Source organism: Metabacillus arenae (genome assembly GCF_014773385.1).
GTDB lineage: Bacteria > Bacillota > Bacilli > Bacillales > Bacillaceae > Metabacillus_D > Metabacillus_D arenae.
This window is the reverse complement of the sequence record NZ_JACXAI010000057.1, coordinates 1-17,918: the sequence shown is the minus strand read 5'-3', so window position 1 is coordinate 17,918 and position 17,918 is coordinate 1. Positions and strand designations below refer to the sequence as shown.

Annotated in this window: 21 protein-coding genes; 1 reads left to right on the top strand and 20 read right to left on the bottom strand. The window is 40.4% G+C overall.

Going from position 1 to position 17,918, the window contains the following annotated elements; all coding sequences use genetic code 11:
- Positions 1–117: 117 nt before the first annotated feature.
- The 19 genes from IC621_RS25190 to IC621_RS25100 all read right to left on the bottom strand — a co-directional run bounded on the left by IC621_RS25190 (position 118) and on the right by IC621_RS25100 (position 16,540).
- Positions 118–522 carry a F0F1 ATP synthase subunit epsilon gene (locus IC621_RS25190; RefSeq protein WP_191162687.1) on the bottom strand — a complete coding sequence of 135 codons (405 nt, stop codon included), beginning with the start codon at positions 520–522 and terminating at the stop codon, positions 118–120.
- 22 nt (positions 523–544) lie between these two features.
- A complete protein-coding gene (gene atpD, locus IC621_RS25185) occupies positions 545–1,966 on the bottom strand; it encodes a F0F1 ATP synthase subunit beta (protein WP_191162685.1) in 1,422 nt (473 codons plus the stop codon).
- Positions 1,967–2,016: 50 nt separating this feature from the next.
- Positions 2,017–2,874: an ATP synthase F1 subunit gamma gene (gene atpG, locus IC621_RS25180; protein ID WP_191162683.1), complete on the bottom strand. Its 858-nt coding sequence runs from the start codon at positions 2,872–2,874 to the stop codon at positions 2,017–2,019.
- Between the two features lie 77 nt (positions 2,875–2,951).
- Positions 2,952–4,463 (bottom strand): F0F1 ATP synthase subunit alpha, encoded by a 1,512-nt coding sequence (atpA, locus tag IC621_RS25175; protein ID WP_191162682.1) that lies wholly within the window; start codon positions 4,461–4,463, stop codon positions 2,952–2,954.
- A gap of 15 nt (positions 4,464–4,478) precedes the next feature.
- Entirely contained in the window at positions 4,479–5,024 is a 546-nt protein-coding gene (locus tag IC621_RS25170) for a F0F1 ATP synthase subunit delta (protein WP_191162680.1), read from the bottom strand.
- A complete protein-coding gene (atpF, locus tag IC621_RS25165; RefSeq protein ID WP_191162678.1) occupies positions 5,021–5,542 on the bottom strand; it encodes a F0F1 ATP synthase subunit B in 522 nt (173 codons plus the stop codon). The genes IC621_RS25170 and atpF overlap by 4 nt, the downstream gene beginning before the upstream one ends.
- Before the next feature lie 190 nt (positions 5,543–5,732).
- Positions 5,733–5,945: a F0F1 ATP synthase subunit C gene (atpE, locus tag IC621_RS25160; RefSeq protein ID WP_191162676.1), complete on the bottom strand. Its 213-nt coding sequence runs from the start codon at positions 5,943–5,945 to the stop codon at positions 5,733–5,735.
- A gap of 78 nt (positions 5,946–6,023) precedes the next feature.
- On the bottom strand, positions 6,024–6,764 hold the full coding sequence (gene atpB, locus IC621_RS25155) for a F0F1 ATP synthase subunit A (RefSeq protein ID WP_191162674.1): 741 nt from the start codon (positions 6,762–6,764) through the stop codon (positions 6,024–6,026).
- A 22-nt stretch (positions 6,765–6,786) separates the two neighbouring features.
- Positions 6,787–7,155, bottom strand: coding sequence for an ATP synthase subunit I (locus IC621_RS25150; RefSeq protein ID WP_191162672.1), 369 nt, complete (start codon positions 7,153–7,155; stop codon positions 6,787–6,789).
- A 7-nt stretch (positions 7,156–7,162) separates the two neighbouring features.
- Positions 7,163–7,384, bottom strand: coding sequence for an AtpZ/AtpI family protein (locus IC621_RS25145; RefSeq protein ID WP_191162670.1), 222 nt, complete (start codon positions 7,382–7,384; stop codon positions 7,163–7,165).
- Between the two features lie 197 nt (positions 7,385–7,581).
- On the bottom strand, positions 7,582–9,801 hold the full coding sequence (locus tag IC621_RS26945) for a S8 family serine peptidase (protein WP_318153122.1): 2,220 nt from the start codon (positions 9,799–9,801) through the stop codon (positions 7,582–7,584).
- Positions 9,802–9,942: 141 nt separating this feature from the next.
- On the bottom strand, positions 9,943–10,572 hold the full coding sequence (gene upp / locus IC621_RS25135; RefSeq protein ID WP_191162666.1) for a uracil phosphoribosyltransferase: 630 nt from the start codon (positions 10,570–10,572) through the stop codon (positions 9,943–9,945).
- 306 nt (positions 10,573–10,878) lie between these two features.
- Positions 10,879–12,120, bottom strand: coding sequence for a serine hydroxymethyltransferase (locus IC621_RS25130; protein ID WP_191162664.1), 1,242 nt, complete (start codon positions 12,118–12,120; stop codon positions 10,879–10,881).
- A gap of 250 nt (positions 12,121–12,370) precedes the next feature.
- Positions 12,371–12,943: a TIGR01440 family protein gene (locus IC621_RS25125; RefSeq protein WP_191162662.1), complete on the bottom strand. Its 573-nt coding sequence runs from the start codon at positions 12,941–12,943 to the stop codon at positions 12,371–12,373.
- Between the two features lie 15 nt (positions 12,944–12,958).
- Positions 12,959–13,405: a ribose 5-phosphate isomerase B gene (gene rpiB, locus IC621_RS25120; RefSeq protein WP_191162660.1), complete on the bottom strand. Its 447-nt coding sequence runs from the start codon at positions 13,403–13,405 to the stop codon at positions 12,959–12,961.
- Positions 13,406–13,510: 105 nt separating this feature from the next.
- Complete coding sequence (locus IC621_RS25115) at positions 13,511–13,960, bottom strand: low molecular weight protein arginine phosphatase (protein WP_191162659.1); 450 nt, start codon at positions 13,958–13,960, stop codon at positions 13,511–13,513.
- 208 nt (positions 13,961–14,168) lie between these two features.
- A complete protein-coding gene (locus tag IC621_RS25110; RefSeq protein WP_191162657.1) occupies positions 14,169–14,729 on the bottom strand; it encodes a manganese efflux pump MntP in 561 nt (186 codons plus the stop codon).
- A 77-nt stretch (positions 14,730–14,806) separates the two neighbouring features.
- Entirely contained in the window at positions 14,807–15,850 is a 1,044-nt protein-coding gene (locus IC621_RS25105) for an L-threonylcarbamoyladenylate synthase (RefSeq protein ID WP_191162655.1), read from the bottom strand.
- A gap of 252 nt (positions 15,851–16,102) precedes the next feature.
- Complete coding sequence (locus IC621_RS25100; protein ID WP_191162652.1) at positions 16,103–16,540, bottom strand: GNAT family N-acetyltransferase; 438 nt, start codon at positions 16,538–16,540, stop codon at positions 16,103–16,105.
- A gap of 54 nt (positions 16,541–16,594) precedes the next feature.
- Here IC621_RS25100 and IC621_RS25095 point away from each other — a divergent pair, with 54 nt between their 5' ends.
- Positions 16,595–16,741 carry a hypothetical protein gene (locus IC621_RS25095; RefSeq protein ID WP_191162650.1) on the top strand — a complete coding sequence of 49 codons (147 nt, stop codon included), beginning with the start codon at positions 16,595–16,597 and terminating at the stop codon, positions 16,739–16,741.
- A gap of 70 nt (positions 16,742–16,811) precedes the next feature.
- Here IC621_RS25095 and spoIIR read toward each other — a convergent pair whose 3' ends face one another.
- Positions 16,812–17,468 (bottom strand): stage II sporulation protein R, encoded by a 657-nt coding sequence (spoIIR, locus tag IC621_RS25090; RefSeq protein WP_191162648.1) that lies wholly within the window; start codon positions 17,466–17,468, stop codon positions 16,812–16,814.
- Between the last annotated feature and the right edge of the window lie 450 nt (positions 17,469–17,918).

Sequence of the window (17,918 nt, the reverse complement as noted above, 5' to 3'; positions counted from 1 at the left end):
ACTTTCTCCATTCCCCATGTTTTTCTTAATTATACAAAAAAGTACCCTATAGGTAGACTTTTTTTTAATGTCTACTCTATAGGGTACATTTTACTTATAGGGATTAAGGTTTTTTATTTAAATTTTACGCTCAAACACGTTGATCCGATTCATTGCACGGCGTAAAGCAAGCTCTGCGCGTTTAAAATCGACATCACTTGCTTGTTGACGCAGTCTTTTTTCTGCGCGTTCTTGTGCCGATTTGGCGCGGTCGATATCAATTTCATTAGATTGTTCTGCTGCTTGAGCTAAAATTGTTACCTTGTCAGGTCTTACTTCGATAAAGCCTCCACTAACAGCCACGAGTTCCGTGCTGCCGCCTTTTTTTAGGCGAACGGCACCAATTTCAAGCGGTGCCACCATTGGAATGTGACCTGGTAAAATACCGAGCTCACCACTCTGAGCCTTTACACTTACCATTTCGATGTCTGCATCGTAAACTGGGCCATCGGGAGTAACAATATTGACTTCTACGGTCTTCATAATTTACCCTCCTAAGTCCAGATTAGACTTCAACACCCATTTCTTTTGCTCTTTCAACAACTTCTTCGATACGTCCAACTAAACGGAACGCATCTTCAGGGAGGTTGTCATACTTACCTTCTAGAATCTCTTTAAATCCATTAACCGTTTCTTTTACAGGTACGTAAGAACCTTTTTGGCCTGTAAACTGTTCGGCAACGTGGAAGTTTTGAGATAAGAAGAATTGAATACGGCGTGCACGGTGCACGACTAATTTATCTTCATCACTAAGCTCATCCATACCGAGAATGGCAATGATATCTTGTAATTCTTTATACCGCTGCAACGTTTGCTGTACTTGGCGAGCCACATTGTAATGCTCTTCTCCGACTACTTCTGGAGATAATGCACGAGAAGTAGAAGCAAGCGGGTCAACCGCCGGGTAGATACCCATTTCAGAAAGCTTACGCTCTAGGTTTGTTGTGGCATCCAAGTGAGCGAATGTTGTCGCTGGAGCCGGGTCCGTATAGTCATCGGCAGGTACATAAATCGCTTGAATAGATGTAACAGAACCCACATTAGTAGATGTAATACGTTCTTGTAATTGGCCCATTTCTGTAGCTAGTGTTGGCTGATAACCAACGGCAGATGGCATACGGCCAAGCAAGGCGGATACCTCTGAACCTGCCTGAGTAAAGCGGAAAATATTATCCATGAAGAATAGTACGTCTTGGCCTTGATCATCACGGAAATATTCAGCCATTGTCAAACCAGTTAAAGCAACACGCATACGCGCTCCAGGCGGTTCATTCATTTGGCCGAAAACCATCGCTGTTTTCTTAATAACACCAGAATCGGTCATCTCATGGTAAAGGTCGTTTCCTTCACGAGTACGTTCTCCAACACCTGCGAATACGGAAATACCGCCGTGCTCTTGAGCGATGTTGTTAATTAACTCCTGAATTAATACCGTTTTACCTACACCCGCACCACCGAAAAGACCAATTTTTCCACCCTTGATGTAAGGTGCGAGCAAGTCAACAACTTTAATCCCTGTTTCAAGGATTTCAACTTCTGTTGAAAGCTGCTCAAATGTTGGAGCTTGTCTGTGAATAGGGTCCCGACGTGCTTCAGCAGGTAATGGTGCATCTAAATCAATTTTTTCTCCAAGTACGTTAAATACGCGGCCTAATGTGACATCACCAACAGGGACAGAGATCGCAGCACCTGTATCAAGTACATCCATCCCCCGAGTAACTCCATCAGTGGATGCCATCGCAATTGTACGTACGCTGTCGTCACCTAAATGAAGGGCAACTTCTAATGTTAACTCAATATCGACTTCGTTTGCACTAGCCGCTTTCTTTGTTACCTTAAGAGCGTTATAGATTTCTGGTAAGTGGCCGCTTTCGAATTTTACGTCAACGACCGGACCCATAACTTGAGTAACGCGTCCTTTAATCATCGATTTCCCTCCTATCTTGCTAATCCGAACACTTTAACCGCTGGTAAAACCTACTCTAAAGCTGCAGCACCGCCGACAATCTCTGTGATCTCTTGAGTAATCGCAGCTTGGCGAGCGCGGTTATACGAAAGAGTAAGTGAATTGATAAGTTCGTTCGCATTGTCTGTTGCACTTTTCATCGCTGTCATTCGAGAAGCGTGGAAAGATGCTTGACTATCTAAAAGTGCACCATAGATGAGACTTTCAGCATACTGTGGCAGTAACACTTCCAAAATATCTTCTTGTGCAGGCTCAAACTCATAAGAAGTAAGCTTTTTATCTGATGCGATATTTGTTAATGGAAGAAGTTTCTTCTCTGTAACATCCTGCTGAATCGCACTAACAAAGTGATTATAGTACATGTACAGCTCATCATAAGTACCATCGATAAACATTTGTACAGATTTAGAAGCGAGGCTTTTAATGTCTGCAAAAGATGTCTCATCCCCAAGCCCTGTCATTTCAGAGATGACCGGGAAGCCTCTTTTTGCAAAGAAGTCGCGGCCAATTTTTCCGATTGCAATGATTGCATACTCATTCGGTGATTGATGATTTTGCCGGATCTTTTGAGAGACAGCTCTTATGATACTGCTGTTAAATGCACCAGCTAATCCGCTGTCAGCGGTAATCACTAAGTAACCTGTTTTCTTAACAGGACGAGATTCAAGCATTGGATGCGTTGCATCATTGCTGCCAAGAGCAATGTTTGCCACAACCTCTTGAATCTTATCCATGTAAGGAACAAAAGCTTTTGCGCTATTTTCAGCACGGTTTAGCTTTGCTGCTGAAACCATTTGCATAGCTTTTGTAATCTGACTTGTTTTCTTAGTAGACGTAATTCTTGACTTAATGTCGCGTAATGATGCCAAAGGTTCTCACCACCTTTTTCTAAAATCCGGACCATTATCTATTGGGCGATAAAGAAAAGTCTTCTCATCGCTATGAATTAATTTTCTGTTGGAATAAACGTTTTCTTAAATCCTTCAATTGCTGCTACAAAGTCAGCATCCTCAGGCAGGTTCCCAGTTGAGCGGATGTGCTCAAGCAGATCTGCATGGTTTTGATCCAAATAGCTGAAGAACTCACTTTCAAAACGATTAATATCTTCAACAGGTACACTATCTAAATGACCTTTTGTAAGGGCATAAAGAATAGCCACTTGTTTTTCTACTTTAAGCGGTTTGTTCAGATCCTGTTTTAGTACCTCTACAGTTCGGGCACCACGATCAAGCTTTGCTTTTGTTGCTTTATCAAGGTCTGAACCAAATTGAGCAAATGCCTCTAACTCACGATATGCCGCTAAGTCAAGACGCAGCGTACCTGCTACCTTTTTCATTGCTTTAACCTGTGCTGATCCTCCGACACGTGAGACAGATAAACCAGCATTGATCGCCGGACGCACACCTGAGAAGAATAAGTCAGATTGCAAGAAAATTTGTCCGTCAGTAATAGAGATTACATTTGTTGGAATGTAAGCTGAAATGTCCCCTGCTTGCGTTTCAACAAACGGAAGCGCAGTAATAGACCCTGCACCTTTTGCATCGCTAAGTTTAGCAGCGCGTTCTAAAAGGCGAGAGTGCAGGTAGAATACATCCCCTGGATATGCTTCACGACCTGGAGGGCGGCGTAATAATAAGGAAAGCTCACGATAAGCTGCTGCTTGCTTAGAAAGATCATCATATACTACTAATACATGCTTTCCGTTATACATGAATTCCTCGCCCATAGTTACCCCTGCATAAGGAGCTAAGAATAGCATTGGAGCCGGTTGAGAGGCAGAGGCTGTTACAACAATTGTATAATCTAGAGCACCGTTTTTACGTAATGTTTCAACAACACCGCGAACAGTTGACTCTTTTTGACCGATTGCAACATAAATACAGATCATGTTTTGATCTTTTTGATTTAGAATTGTATCAATCGCTACAGATGTTTTACCTGTTTGGCGGTCTCCGATAATCAACTCACGCTGACCGCGCCCGACTGGCACAAGTGCATCAATCGCTTTAATACCAGTTTGAAGCGGTTCATGTACGGATTTACGATCCATAACCCCTGGCGCCTGGCTTTCAATAGGACGAGTTTTTGTCGTCTGGATTGGACCTAAGCCATCAACAGGCTGACCAAGTGAGTTAACAACGCGTCCAATTAGAGCATCACCCACCGGCACCTCCATGATACGGCCTGTACGGCGAACTTCGTCACCTTCACGAATTTCTGTATATGGTCCTAATATAATAATACCGACGTTGCTTTCTTCAAGGTTTTGGGCCATTCCCATAACACCATTTGAAAACTCTAAAAGCTCTCCAGCCATGACATTGTCGAGGCCATGAGCACGTGCGATACCATCACCAACCTGAATTACTGTACCAACATCACTAACTTCTATGTCAGACTGATAATTCTCAATTTGCTTTTTTATCAGTGCACTAATTTCTTCAGCTTTGATGCTCATGAGTTTCACCCCTATCTACGATCTCTTTGTAACCAGTTGACGTTCAATCCGCTCTAGCTTGCCGCTGACACTGCCATCATAAATGCGGTTCCCTATGCGCAATTTTACGCCTCCGATTAAATTCTTGTCGATCTCATTTTGCAAGCGAAGAGAACGCTTGCCGATTTTTGCTGCAAAAACAGCGGACAGTGCTGATAATTCCTCATCTTTCAATGGACGGACAGAATAAACTGTCGCATCTTCAGTTCCTCTCGCTTCGTTAGACAATTGCACAAAGTGATCTGCAAGGTCTGCAATAACACTTATCCGATGACGTTCTACTAAAAGCAGAAGAGTATATAAAATCTGCGGCGACAATTTAGAAAATGCTTCTCTCACTATAAATTTCTTTTGTTCAAGCGTCACCTTTGGATGGATTAAAACCTCCAAAAAATCACGATTTTGGCCAAAAACTTCTTTGACCACAAGCAAATCTTCTTCAAACTGATCCAAAGATTGCTTTTCTTTTGCTATTTGAAAAAGAGCTAAGGCATAACGTTTCCCAACGACTTCTCTACTCATCGCTGCTCTCCTGCCTCATTGATATACTCACTGATAAGCTTTTCTTGCTCCTGCTCATTCAACTCTTTTTCAATAACTTTTGATGCGATTAGAACAGAAAGGGATGCAACTTGCTCACGCAATGCAGCAACCGCTTGTTCTTTTTCTTGAGCAATCGCTTGTGTAGCTGCTTCTTTTAAACGTTCAGCTTCTACACGGGCAGCCTGGACGATTTCTTCTTTTTGCTGCTCCCCAATTTTCTTTGCATTTTCAATTAATGCTTGAGATTCTTGACGAGCTTGTTTTAATAATTCACGCTGCTCAGCAGCAATCTTTTCTGCTTCTTGATTTTTTGCTTCAGCAGCAGAAATTTCACCCGCGATATGATCTTCACGCTGTTTCATGATATTCATAACCGGTCCAAATGCATATTTGCGTAAAAGTGCTAATAAAATTAAGAAAGCTACTAGTTGGAATAAAATATCTCCACCATTAAAATAACCAGCACTCGCACCTAAAGCAAGGTCTAGAGTAAACATAGCTCGATTTCACTCCCTTCAAGAGTTGCAGTTTCATAAGAGGCTAATCGGTTAAATGCCGCAATGCCCCGAAAGTTTGTGTTCAGTGGTTAATACATAAAGGAATGGCGAAGGTTCTCTTGAATGATCTTCGCCATTTCCCTGATTCAAGTCAAACATTTTTGCAATGAAAAGCAATCAAACTGACTGCTTACTGACCCATTACGATAAACGCGATAACAACTGCGATGATTGGAATCGCCTCAACTAATGCAACCCCGATAAACATTGTTGTTTGCAGCATTCCGCGAGCTTCAGGTTGACGAGCAATTCCCTCCACTGTACGAGACACGATAAGACCGTTACCAATACCAGCACCTAGTGCGGCTAAACCAATTGCAATTGCAGCAGCTAATAAACCCATTGTAAAAAGTCCTCCTTTAATTTATGAAAAATAAATTTTGTTTATTGTTTTGTTCAAAATGAATTGAACGTGTATAAATTAATGGTCGTGACTCACTTTGTGCGCCATATAAACCATTGTTAACATTACAAAGATAAATGCTTGGATAGCACCTACAAATATACTAAACCCTTGCCATGCGAGCATCGGAACAATGGCAGCCAATGTGCCGCCAATACCACTAAACCAGTCTTGTGCATAGCCACTAGTCGCTAAACCAGCTAACAAACCGAGCAGGATCTCTCCAGCAAATATATTCCCATAAAGACGCAGACCGAGTGTTAGAGTGTTTGCAAACTCTTCTATTATTTTAAGCGGGAACAAAAATGGCAGTGGTTTTAAGAAGTCTTTCCCGTATTCTCTAGCACCTTTCATCTTAATTCCATAGTAATGTGTTAACACGACTACCATTGTAGCAAGTGTTAAAGTTATGACAGGATCAGCTGTCGGTGATTTCCACCATAAATTGTGATTTTCTCCAGTGACAACTGCAAACGGCAAGCCTAAAAAGTTTGAAACTGCAATATACATTAATAAGGTCATTCCTAATGTTAAAAAGCGTCCGCCTGTTTGCCAATCCATCGTACTGCTGATTATGTTTTTTACAAAGTCCATGACCCATTCGATAAAGTTTTGCATTCCAGTGGGTTTCATGGCTAATCTGCGAGTAGCAGCTACAGCAATTATGAAAACAATCACAGAGGCAACTGTAATCATTAAGATGTTTGCTAAATTAAAATGAAGTCCTAGAAATGGAACGATAGGAGCTCCGTGATCCAAATTAATTCACCTCTCTTCCCAGCTATGCGCGTATGTATTGAAGCAAAAAATCTATCATAATGACAACATAGATTGTCATTAATCCACAAACTACACTAACTAAATGAACATACTCAGGAAACTGAAGGGCAATTAGCACCGCAACACCTGCTGAGGCCATTCTCGAGGCGGTTCCCAGAGACCTTACTTTTCTTCCTTCTTGAAGAGCCTGATCAAATTGTTTTGATTTTCTCACCATGAACCACAGATTATAAAAACTGATTACCGTTCCCAAAATCAGCCCTAAAAAAATGGTCTGGTAGGGGGTAAAACCCCATCCTAAAACGTAAATTGCCAGTAAGTAAAAGAGATACTTACGATGCCTGTGAAACATTTGGTGTAAATCAAACATGAAATGTTCAGTCTCCTGAAAAATAGTGGTGAACTAACCTTAACATGGCATAAACTCCAGTTGTCAGTCCAATAAGAAGGCCAATGATTAAAAACAGCGGTTCTGTGAGAAAATATTCATCCACCCATTTACCTGCAAAAATTCCAATTAAAGTAGAGCCAACCAATTGCGCAAGAATGGCTGACATAAGAGCCATTGCCTGAAAAGGATGCCGCTGCTTTTGTCGCATTTGATAAACCCTTTCTTTTTCAAGGATTTATAAAGGGGAAAATATGGCATTCTGAGGCTATGAAAACCTTCTCATTATACCCTCGTTTAGCATACAATAGCAAATAATTGATGTCAATCTGTTTCATGCATAAAACTTCACAATCTCAGGCTGCTTCACATATTGTTCACAATTATTAGGAAAAGGTTCACTGTATTTCATTTTGCTTCCAAGAAAATATCAGCTTCCAAGAAATCCTCCTGCTTTCCCTTTTTTGCAAAAACTATAGCTTTGTAGGTTCCTGGTTCTATTTTCGAATTTAGTACGTTTAATTCTTTTTCATATACCCCTCTTGAAATCATTCTTCCCCAATCAAGGTAGGTGACAAATCTTAGGGAATCTGGATCATACAGGGCAATTCCCATTTCATCTGCACCTCCTGGAAAATAAAGCTGGTATTTATATGAATTCGGTTTATCTCCTAATGCAAATTCAAACCCCATTACCCGAGGATAATCAGGTTCATCTACTACAAAAAGGTATGGTATCTTTCTGTTTGCTCCTGAAACTTCAATGTCAAGCCAGCCTTCATGCAGCCCCCCTTTTAGGACAGAGGGTGTTATATCTGCCATTATCTCAACCTGAATGGTTTGATTTGCTTCTATAGAAAATGCTTTAGGCAGCTTCCACTGCAGACCTTTTTTCCTCTCCGGCATGATAAAACGAACCTTTTCCCGGGTGTTCGAATGATTTTCTATCGTCAACTTTACTTTTTTAGATGTTCTGGAAGCATTACTTTGAAACTGTCCAAAAGCGAGTGAGCCTGGGTAAATTAAGAGATCTGTTTGAACAGCTTTCATACTATCAATTCGGCCAGCTCCTTGCTCTATTGTGCGATATAGCTTATGAGACTCTTTTATCAAAGGCTTTGAACTATTCATTAGCGCTGCTTTTATCTGCTGCGGCTTCCACTCAGGATGAGCCTGTTTAATAAGCGCGCACACTCCGGCTGCGTGCGGGGCGGCCATGCTTGTTCCTTGGAGCGCCATATAGCCGTTGGGGACTGTGCTGTCAATTGCCACACCTGGGGCTACAACATCCGGTTTAATATCCCATGTAACTGTGACAGGCCCTCTTGAACTAAAGTCGGCCAGCATGTCTTCTTCCTTTTTATAGATGGTTCGAACGGAAGGTTTTTTTGAAAGCTGGTGTTTTATCCACTCCCCATCATTTTTAGTGATTGAAGCAGCTGGAATATTTGCAGGCACTTCAATTCCTCCAGCAAAAACGCCCTTTACATTGTTATAAATTAGGACCGCTTTTGCACCAGCTTTTTGAGCATTTAATACTTTTTCCGTAAAAGGGATTTTCCCTCTCTCCATTAATACAATTTTATCTTTTACCGATTCGCCTATTTGAGATGATTCTCCGAGTTTTGCAAATTCTATTTGTTCTGAATTGGTTAAATTCCACGCTTTCGCTCCTTGCATTTGTGTTAGTTTGATTTGTCTTGATGAAGAATGGAGCTGGAGATATGGCATCTTTAAAGGAGGGGTTGATGCTCCTACAGAAATTGCTTTACTAGCCGTTCCCGGGGAACCTACTGTCCATACGTCAGGTCCTGAATTACCGCTTGATGTAACAGCAACAATTCCCTTTTCAACTGCCTTATTCAAGGCAAGACTTGTCGGCCAATCCGGTCCATTCACACTGTTCCCAAGCGATAGATTGATAATATCAACGCGATCCTCAATTGCTTTTTCAATAGCCGCAATGACTTGCTCTGATGTTCCGAATCCCCCAGGCCCTAAAGCTCTGTAGGCAATAATGTCTGCTTCTGGAGCGACACCTTTGATTTTGCCGTTAGCGGCGATGATTCCCGCAACATGTGTACCGTGTAATGTTGCCGTTCCATCATTTGCTTTTGTTTCCATGGGATCCCCATCTTCATCTATTACATCATAGCCGCCTTTATAGTTTTTTCTTAGATCTGGATGCCTGTAATCGACCCCTGTATCAATCACTCCAACTTTTACTCCTTCTCCTGATAACCGGGTATTTTTTTGATCAAACAATCTGCGAACATCTTCCCCGCCAATAAAAGGCACACTTTCTTCTATATGATTTTTATATGTAGAAACAGGCGTGGCCGATAGCACCCCTTCTAAGTTTTGAATCCTATGCAGATCTTTTTTAAGCCCTGTGAATGAAAAGCCAGAAAACACCTCGTTATATTCTTTACCCAGGATTACATTTGGGTACTGTTTTTGAATTTGAATACGAATCTGCTCCCTCTTGTTCTCTTCTACCACAAGTATGATTGCCTGTTTTTCATTGCCATTCTCTTCTGGTATTGGCGGTTTTTCCGGATATGTGAAAGCAAATGTGTGAATGCTGACTAAACAGGATAAAATTATCACTAAAAAAGAAAGAGTCACTTTACTCAAGTTGTTCACCTCTTATTTAGTGTTAGGTTGGATAGGTCAAAATATTTATTGGAATTTATAAAATTTGGCATTGCCTGAAAAAAGCATAAATAAAAGATAGCACAATTGCAGCTGTGCTATCAGATAAGATTATTATTTAGTTCCAAACATTCTGTCCCCTGCATCACCTAAACCAGGGACAATGTATCCTTTTTCATTTAATTTTTCATCTAAGGCTGCGATATATAAATCGATCTCAGGATGCTCCTTTTGGAATTCTTCCACACCTTCAGGGGCTGCGATTAAACACATAAACTTAATGCTTTTAGCGCCGCGTTTTTTCAGGCTGTTAATAGCCTCTATGGCTGAGCCGCCTGTTGCAAGCATCGGATCTACCACGATAAAGTCACGTTCCTCCACATCTGATGGAAGCTTAATATAGTATTCAATTGGCTTTAACGTTTCGGGATCACGATAAAGCCCGACATGGCCCACCTTTGCTGCGGGGATTAATTTTAGAATTCCATCAACCATTCCTAGTCCAGCTCTGAGAATCGGTATGATTCCAAGCTTCTTACCAGATAACACCTTTGATCTAGCCATACAAACCGGTGTTTCCACATCTACCTCCTCCAATGGGAGGTCTCTTGTAATTTCGAATGCCATCAAAGTAGCTACTTCGTCAACAAGTTCACGGAACTCTTTTGTGCCGGTTGATTTTTCGCGGATGTATGTAAGCTTATGCTGAATTAACGGATGATCAAATACATATACTTTCCCCATCAGGTTTCATCTCCTTTTCAATTACACTTCAATAAATTTTACAGAAATTCAGACAAGCTTTCAAGCCTATTAAAGGTTTGTAAAAAAGTGGGTAATGGCATCCACAAAAGAGAATTGCTAGAGTTTTAAAATTAATTGCGAGGGTTTTAATATTAATTGCTATACTTTCCGAATTAATTGCTTGGGTTTCGAAAATAATTGCACATAAGTGTGGACAAATAGTGAACAACACACATTCCGTGTCTCTATTGATTAATAAAAAAGGATCCGTGAACCTTTTTTAAAAAGGTTCACGGATCCTAATGATTAAAGCTCTTCGTACATAGGGAATTTGCTTGTTAGAGCTTCCACTCGCTTGCTAGCTTCTTTTAGCTTTTCTTCATCTTCATGGTTTTTCAATGCAAAGCCAATAATCGATGCGATTTCGTCCATTTCTTCCTGTCCGAAGCCTCTGCTTGTGACAGCAGCTGTTCCGATACGGACACCGCTGGTAACAAATGGGCTTTCAGGATCAAAAGGAATAGTATTTTTGTTTACTGTAATGCCAATATCATCAAGGACTTTTTCAGCAACCTTGCCTGTTAGGTTTAATGAACGAACATCAATTAGGACAAGATGGTTATCTGTACCGTCTGAGACGAGTGAAATTCCTTCTTTTTTTAATGATTCTGCTAAGCGATTTGCGTTTGATATGATGTTTTGAGCGTATTGTTTGAATTCATCCTGCAATGCTTCCCCGAAGGATACAGCTTTTGCAGCAATAACATGCATAAGCGGTCCGCCTTGAATACCAGGGAAGATTGATTTATCAATCTTCTTCCCAAATTCTTCTTTGCATAAAATCATTCCTCCGCGAGGTCCGCGAAGAGTTTTGTGTGTTGTCGTTGTAACAAAATGTGCATGAGGAACTGGGTTTGAATGGAGGCCTGCAGCAACTAAACCTGCAATGTGGGCCATATCCACCATAAAGTAAGCTCCTACTTCATCAGCAATTTCACGGAATTTCTTAAAATCAATCTCGCGCGGATATGCACTAGCACCAGCAACAATCAACTTCGGCTTGTGGACACGTGCTTTTTCTAATACATCTTCATAATTGATGCGATGTGTTACTTCGTCTACACCATATTCTACGAAATTGTATTGTACTCCGCTGAAGTTTACAGGGCTTCCATGAGTTAAATGGCCACCATGAGATAGGTTCATCCCAAGAACTGTATCTCCTTGTTCTAAAATGGTAAAATAAACAGCCATGTTGGCCTGTGCGCCTGAATGAGGTTGAACATTGGCATACTCGGCGCCAAAGATTTCTTTAGCACGGTCTCTAGCGATATCCTCTACTACATCTACGTGTTCACAACCGCCATAATAGCGTCGTCCTGGATACCCTTCAGCATATTTGTTTGTTAGAACGGATCCTTGAGCCTCCATAACAGCTTGACTTACAAAGTTCTCAGAAGCAATCAGCTCAATTTTCGTTTGTTGCCGCTTCAATTCATCCTGAATAGCATCAAAAACACGTTTATCTTGGTTTGGCAAGTGGTTCATTTAACAAAATCCCCCTAAACTTTTGGAATCAGAATTTTCTCATCCTTATTGTACACATGATTAAGCAAATTTGTAAAAGAAATTCTTTTTCCAGAAAGAATTTTTTGTTTAAAACACGAACATTTAATTATTTTAACAGAAATAAGTTCGTTTAAATATAAATTGCAAAAAAAATTTAGAATTAATGTTAGAGCCTATTCAAAATCGGCTCTACCGTTATCAAGTAAAGCATCCCCATTAGATTCGTTTATTATTTACAGGACAGATTGGATGGAACTTCCTCGTAAACAGCGCGAACCCCGCCAATTAGCTTTGGCCTGGTTTGGGCAAGGGTTACATGGGCATGTCCAACCGCACTTTTTGAAGCCCGAACAGGTACAGCGACATGCTTTAAATGCATACCGATAAAGGTGTCCCCAATATCAATACCGCCTTCAGCTTTTATAAACTCGACTACAACAGGATTTTCTAACTGCCTGTATGCATGGGCAGCCATTGCTCCGCCAGCCTTGTGAACTGGAATTACATTTACTTCCTCATACTGCCTTTGCTTTGCTGTTTCTTTTTCTAAAACCAGAGCACGGTTAAGATGCTCACAACATTGAAAGGCAAGCTCAACCCCTGTATCAATTTTAAATTGCTCCAGTTGGTTAAAAATCATTTCAGCCGCCTCGAAAGTTCCTGCCGTACCGATTTTCTGACCGATCACTTCACTTGTACTGCAACCGATAACAATTAAATCACCTTTAGAAAAATCAGTCTGGTTCTTAAATTCATCTAAAATAGTTTGGAGATCTTCCTGCCAATTTTGCAGGTCAGTCATTTGCAATCAATCCTTTTAATTATGATTGTTTTCGTACTCTGTAATCTTCCCGATTCTGCGTCCATGCCGGCCGCCTTCAAATTCTGTTGTCAACCAAACTTTTGCTATTTCACGGGCAAGTCCAGGTCCAATGACTCTCTCCCCCATTGCTAAAACATTGCTGTCATTATGTTCTCTTGTTGCTTTTGCACTAAACACGTCATGAACAAGCGCACAACGAATTCCTTTTACCTTGTTAGCTGAGATACTCATACCGATACCTGTTCCGCAGATCAAAATACCTTTATCCACTTCCCCGTTAGCTACTTTTTCTGCAACCGGAACCGCATAGTCTGAATAATCTACAGAAGTCCCGCATTCACAGCCGAGATCTTCATATTCAATAGACAATTCTTCAAGCAATGTTTTTATTTCTTCGCGGATATTTACACCGCCGTGATCTGATGCAATTGCTACCTTCATTTTTTCATCCTCCGGAATCTTTTTTAGCCTGATGAATTTGTTTCCCTTTTCCTGAGCTTAAAACACTTTTTTCTTCGGTCAAGTCCTAAATATCGAATAAAAGCTTTACCAGTTCTCCTCAGTCAGCTTATTATTAAAACGCTTTATTAAAGCAATTAATTCGTCTCTCGTTTCCCGGTAAATGTCAATCGAGCCTCCATATGGATCTGTAACATCCTTCGAATGATTGTCTACAAACTCTGACAACGCAAAAATCTTATAAAAGTAGAGAGGATATCGATCTAAAATAAGCTCCTTATGTCCTTGGGTCATAGTTAATACAATATCAGACCATTTAAGATGATGCTCATGCAGCAGAGCTGATGAATGATTAAGCGGAATTCCCTTTTCTTTAAGGGCTTCTTTTGCCTGAGGGGATGCTTCATTCCCATCCATCGCAAAAACACCTGCCGACTGGACTTCAAGTGGATATTCTATAGCCATATGCTTTAAAATGGCAGATGCCATTGGACTTCTGCATGTATTTCCTGTGCACACAAACAATATTTTTTTCATTTGGATGCCTCCCTTATTACCATTATAATGCAAGATTTTAATTGAAAATAGTCAGATGAGGCGAATTTTATTTAAACACTGTTCTAATCTTTTTTCAAAAAGAACTAAGTCAATTTTGAACAAATACACCTGCTGCTTGTCCAACCCAACAAAAGCCCACTGAAGCCGGGAAACAGCTAACATTTTTTATTAAATTTTTTTGTAATTCTTAAATAGGCAAAAGTAATTTCATGCCAAATGCAAGTAAGATCGTCCCTCCTAAGGCTTCACTGTAGGATCCCATCCATTGCTGAACTCTTTTTCCAATCAGCAATCCAGTCCATGTTAACATCATGCTGACAATTCCGAACATAATCACGGTTACTAGAGTTCTAGCCCCGTAGATTCCTAAACTCAAACCGACCGAAAAGCTGTCCAAGCTTACACTTAATGAAAAAAGAACCAATCCGAAGCCTACTGGCGTAATCAAAGGATTGTCGTCTTTTTTAAATGAAGAAAGGATCATTTGAATACCCAATAACAGCAGAAGCAAACCACCAACAAAGGTGGCGATTGAACCAAATTTGTCAGACAAGAAACGGCCGATTCCCATACCAATTAACGGCATCATGACATGGAATAAGCCGATAGTTATACCTATATAAATGATTTGCTTAACCTTTAGTTTGATCATTCCCATTCCTAACCCCACTGAAAAAGCGTCCATTCCTAGTGCAAACGCCATTACAAATAATGTAAGTAGTTCTCCTGACACTGCTTCTATATTCATAAATATCCCCCTTGGACACGCCTAGCTAGTTCAGCTTATGCGTATCAGGGAGACATTAGAACTTGGGCCCTGCTTAATTATCCCTGAGATATTACTCTATGTCCGGCAGCCTTTAATAACCTGTTCATCACAGCTTGTCCCATTCCTTCACTTGGGAAGCTTTCACTGTAAATACAGTCAAGCTGCTGCTCATTGAATTTCCTTAACGCATCGTAAAGCTGCTGGGCCACTGTGTCTAGCTGAGACCTTGAGCCGCATGCAATAATAAGATCCGCTTTATAAAAATGCTTTTGCTCCTCTGTCGTTAAGACGCCGACACGCTTGCCATTTAATCTCGCTTCATCGATGAGCTTTTGAAAAAATATGGTGTCTCCCTCAATGATTGTAAGAGGTGCTTCAGGTGAATAATGAGCATACTTCATTCCTGGGGATTTAGGTGTAAAGGCCTCGTTTATAAGAGCCTGATCCGCCTCAACTGCGCCAACCACTTCTTCAATCTGTTCTTTTGTAATCCCGCCTGGTCTCAAAATGATTGGGACCTCTCCAGTACAGTCAAGTACCGTTGATTCGACGCCAACTCCTGTTCGTCCTCCATCTACAATCCCAGCTATTTTCCCTTGTAAATCTTCAAATACATGATCAGCAGCAGTTGGACTTGGTTTCCCAGATAGGTTGGCACTAGGAGCGGCTAACGGAAGATTTGATTGCTTGATTAGCTCAAGTGCTAGTGGATGATCCGGCATTCTAACTGCAACCGTCTCTAATCCTGCAGTAACTTTATTGGATAACCTGCCTTTTTTGAAAAAAACAAAGGTTATCGGACCGGGCCAAAAGACGTTCATTAGCTTTTGTGCATATAATGGAATATCCTTGGACAATTCCTTTAATTGCTCTAATGAAGAAATGTGGACAATTAGGGGATTATCACTAGGACGCCCTTTCGCCTGATAGATTTTCCCCACCGCTTCATCTGATAAAGCATTGGCACCTAAACCATAAACCGTCTCTGTTGGAAAAGCCACGACTTCATTTTGTTTTAACAGATTTGCTGCCTGTGTGATTTGTGGATAACTTCTGGATAAGTCTTTATTCATATCCACAGTCCAGCATATTGTTTCCATTTTTCATTACTCCTTTAATATAGTCAGCTTAAAAGCTGATTTGGACATGATTACTTCATGAAAGTATAAAATATGTTGTGACACAAAACAAGCTTTATCCACAAATTGTGGATAAAGCTGTTATTTTCGTGGATAACTTTGTTAATAAGTCTTTTTTCACAGAAATAGAACGGAACTTTTTTCATTTATTTTTTACATTTAAATAAGAAGATGGCTTACCGCATAATATAAATAACAAATATTTGAATTTCCTTAAGCCAAAACCATAACGGTTGCACCGTCTTTTTGCAGGGATTCTCGTGCATGCTCATGAGAACTTACTTCATCGGGGATCGATTCAGCGGGTTGAAAACCAATAAACTGCAGGAAATCCACAGAAGATTGCTTATTTGCTATCAAGTATAATTTCTTGATAGCTTTGCTCTTTCCAATTGATTGAATGCTTTTAAATAACGAAAGGATGTGCGCTTGGCTTAATTGATCTGAAACAACAAGAGAGCGAAGCAGCCCATTATCATCCTGAATTTCTTCGAATCCCAGACATCCAACAAGCTGCTGTTCATCCGCTTCCATCAGGACGAATTGATCCACAATTTCTTCCACACCATCTGTTCTTACACCTGCACGTTTCATAAAATCTTGTAATGATTTCACATCTTTTTCTTCAGCTTGTCTTAATTGATAGAACATTTCTACACCCCATTTATCTTTTCTACTTCCAATCTATGAGAGGATGCTATTTTTATGACAATGAGAAATGGGATCGCCCGAATAAAAGAGTTGAGAATGAATAAGAGTCCTGTTTTAATGCCTGCACACTGTTGTGTTGGTTTGGAAGGATTAGACTGGAACTGGGCATCGACAGCCAGCCTTAACTCATTAATACTTTAATTAGCTTAAGCTTTCTTATCTTATGAGAAAAGGTACCAAGACTTCGCTTGAATTCTCAGTACCCTCATGATTATGCAAACAAACTCGTAAACCACTCTACTAAGAAGAATTTAACCTCTGCTTTTTCTTCCTTTTCTTCTTCATTTGTTATAAGAGATGAAAGAGTTTCGTTTGTTTTTGCAGCGGATGTCTTTTTTTCTTCTGTTTCTTGTGCTTGTACCGCTTCGCTATTAGAGAAATCAAGAAAGCATAAAGGCGGGAAAAGAACACACCACCAATTGGCACCGTTGCCCTTACCAAGTGTAATTAGAATAGCTTCGTAATCTCCTGCAGGGTAAATATAATTGCCATATATTTTTGTCGGGAAATTTACATTGTTAAAGTTAACCTTGAACGTTTGGTCCACCTTTTCCTCTTCTAACACTCGCTGAACGATTGCTTCAATCTCGGGAAGTCGTGATTGGATCAGCTGACGCGCCTCTTCAATAGAGGTCAACTCCTCTACCCAAACTGTAATCTCAGCATTCACTTCATCACGCACTTTGCGCTTTAAAGCCTGATCTGCTTCAGAATCACTATTTGCAAGAATTCGAAGTCGAATCGCTTCATCGGGAATCACCACTGGCTGCTGAGTCGAACCAGCAGCGATCGGCTCCTTATAAAGACTTGCTATGGCCCCTATTAATAATAAAAATATATAAATGATTGCGATTGATTGTTTTTTCATGTTTCTCCCCCCGTCCCTTCACTATGACAGTATGGACAGGTAAGAAAATTCTTAAACTACTTTTATAAATAATCTAGTAAACTCTTTTTTCTAATAGTAGCAGGACATCGGATTCTTCCAGTATTACCCGAAACTAGTGAGATGTTTTTCGGTTGGTGTTCCTTTATTACTGATCGGGCAAATTGAGATTTCGATCTGTTTATGTTGTTTCGAGCGGATGGTTCGATTTCAATTGGGGATTTCCTATTACTTGAGGTCTGGACATTCGATTAGTTTTTCCTGATACTTGGAGGATGCTTTGATTTCAAGTTTGGTGTTACGGATTGGGCAGGCAAGTGCATTAACCGGTTATTATCGGTTTAGACCCCTTATTTTAGACACAAACTTTTATTTTCTTTGTTTATCGCAATATTTCATTTTCTTCTTCACCTTTGAGATTGTAGATGATGT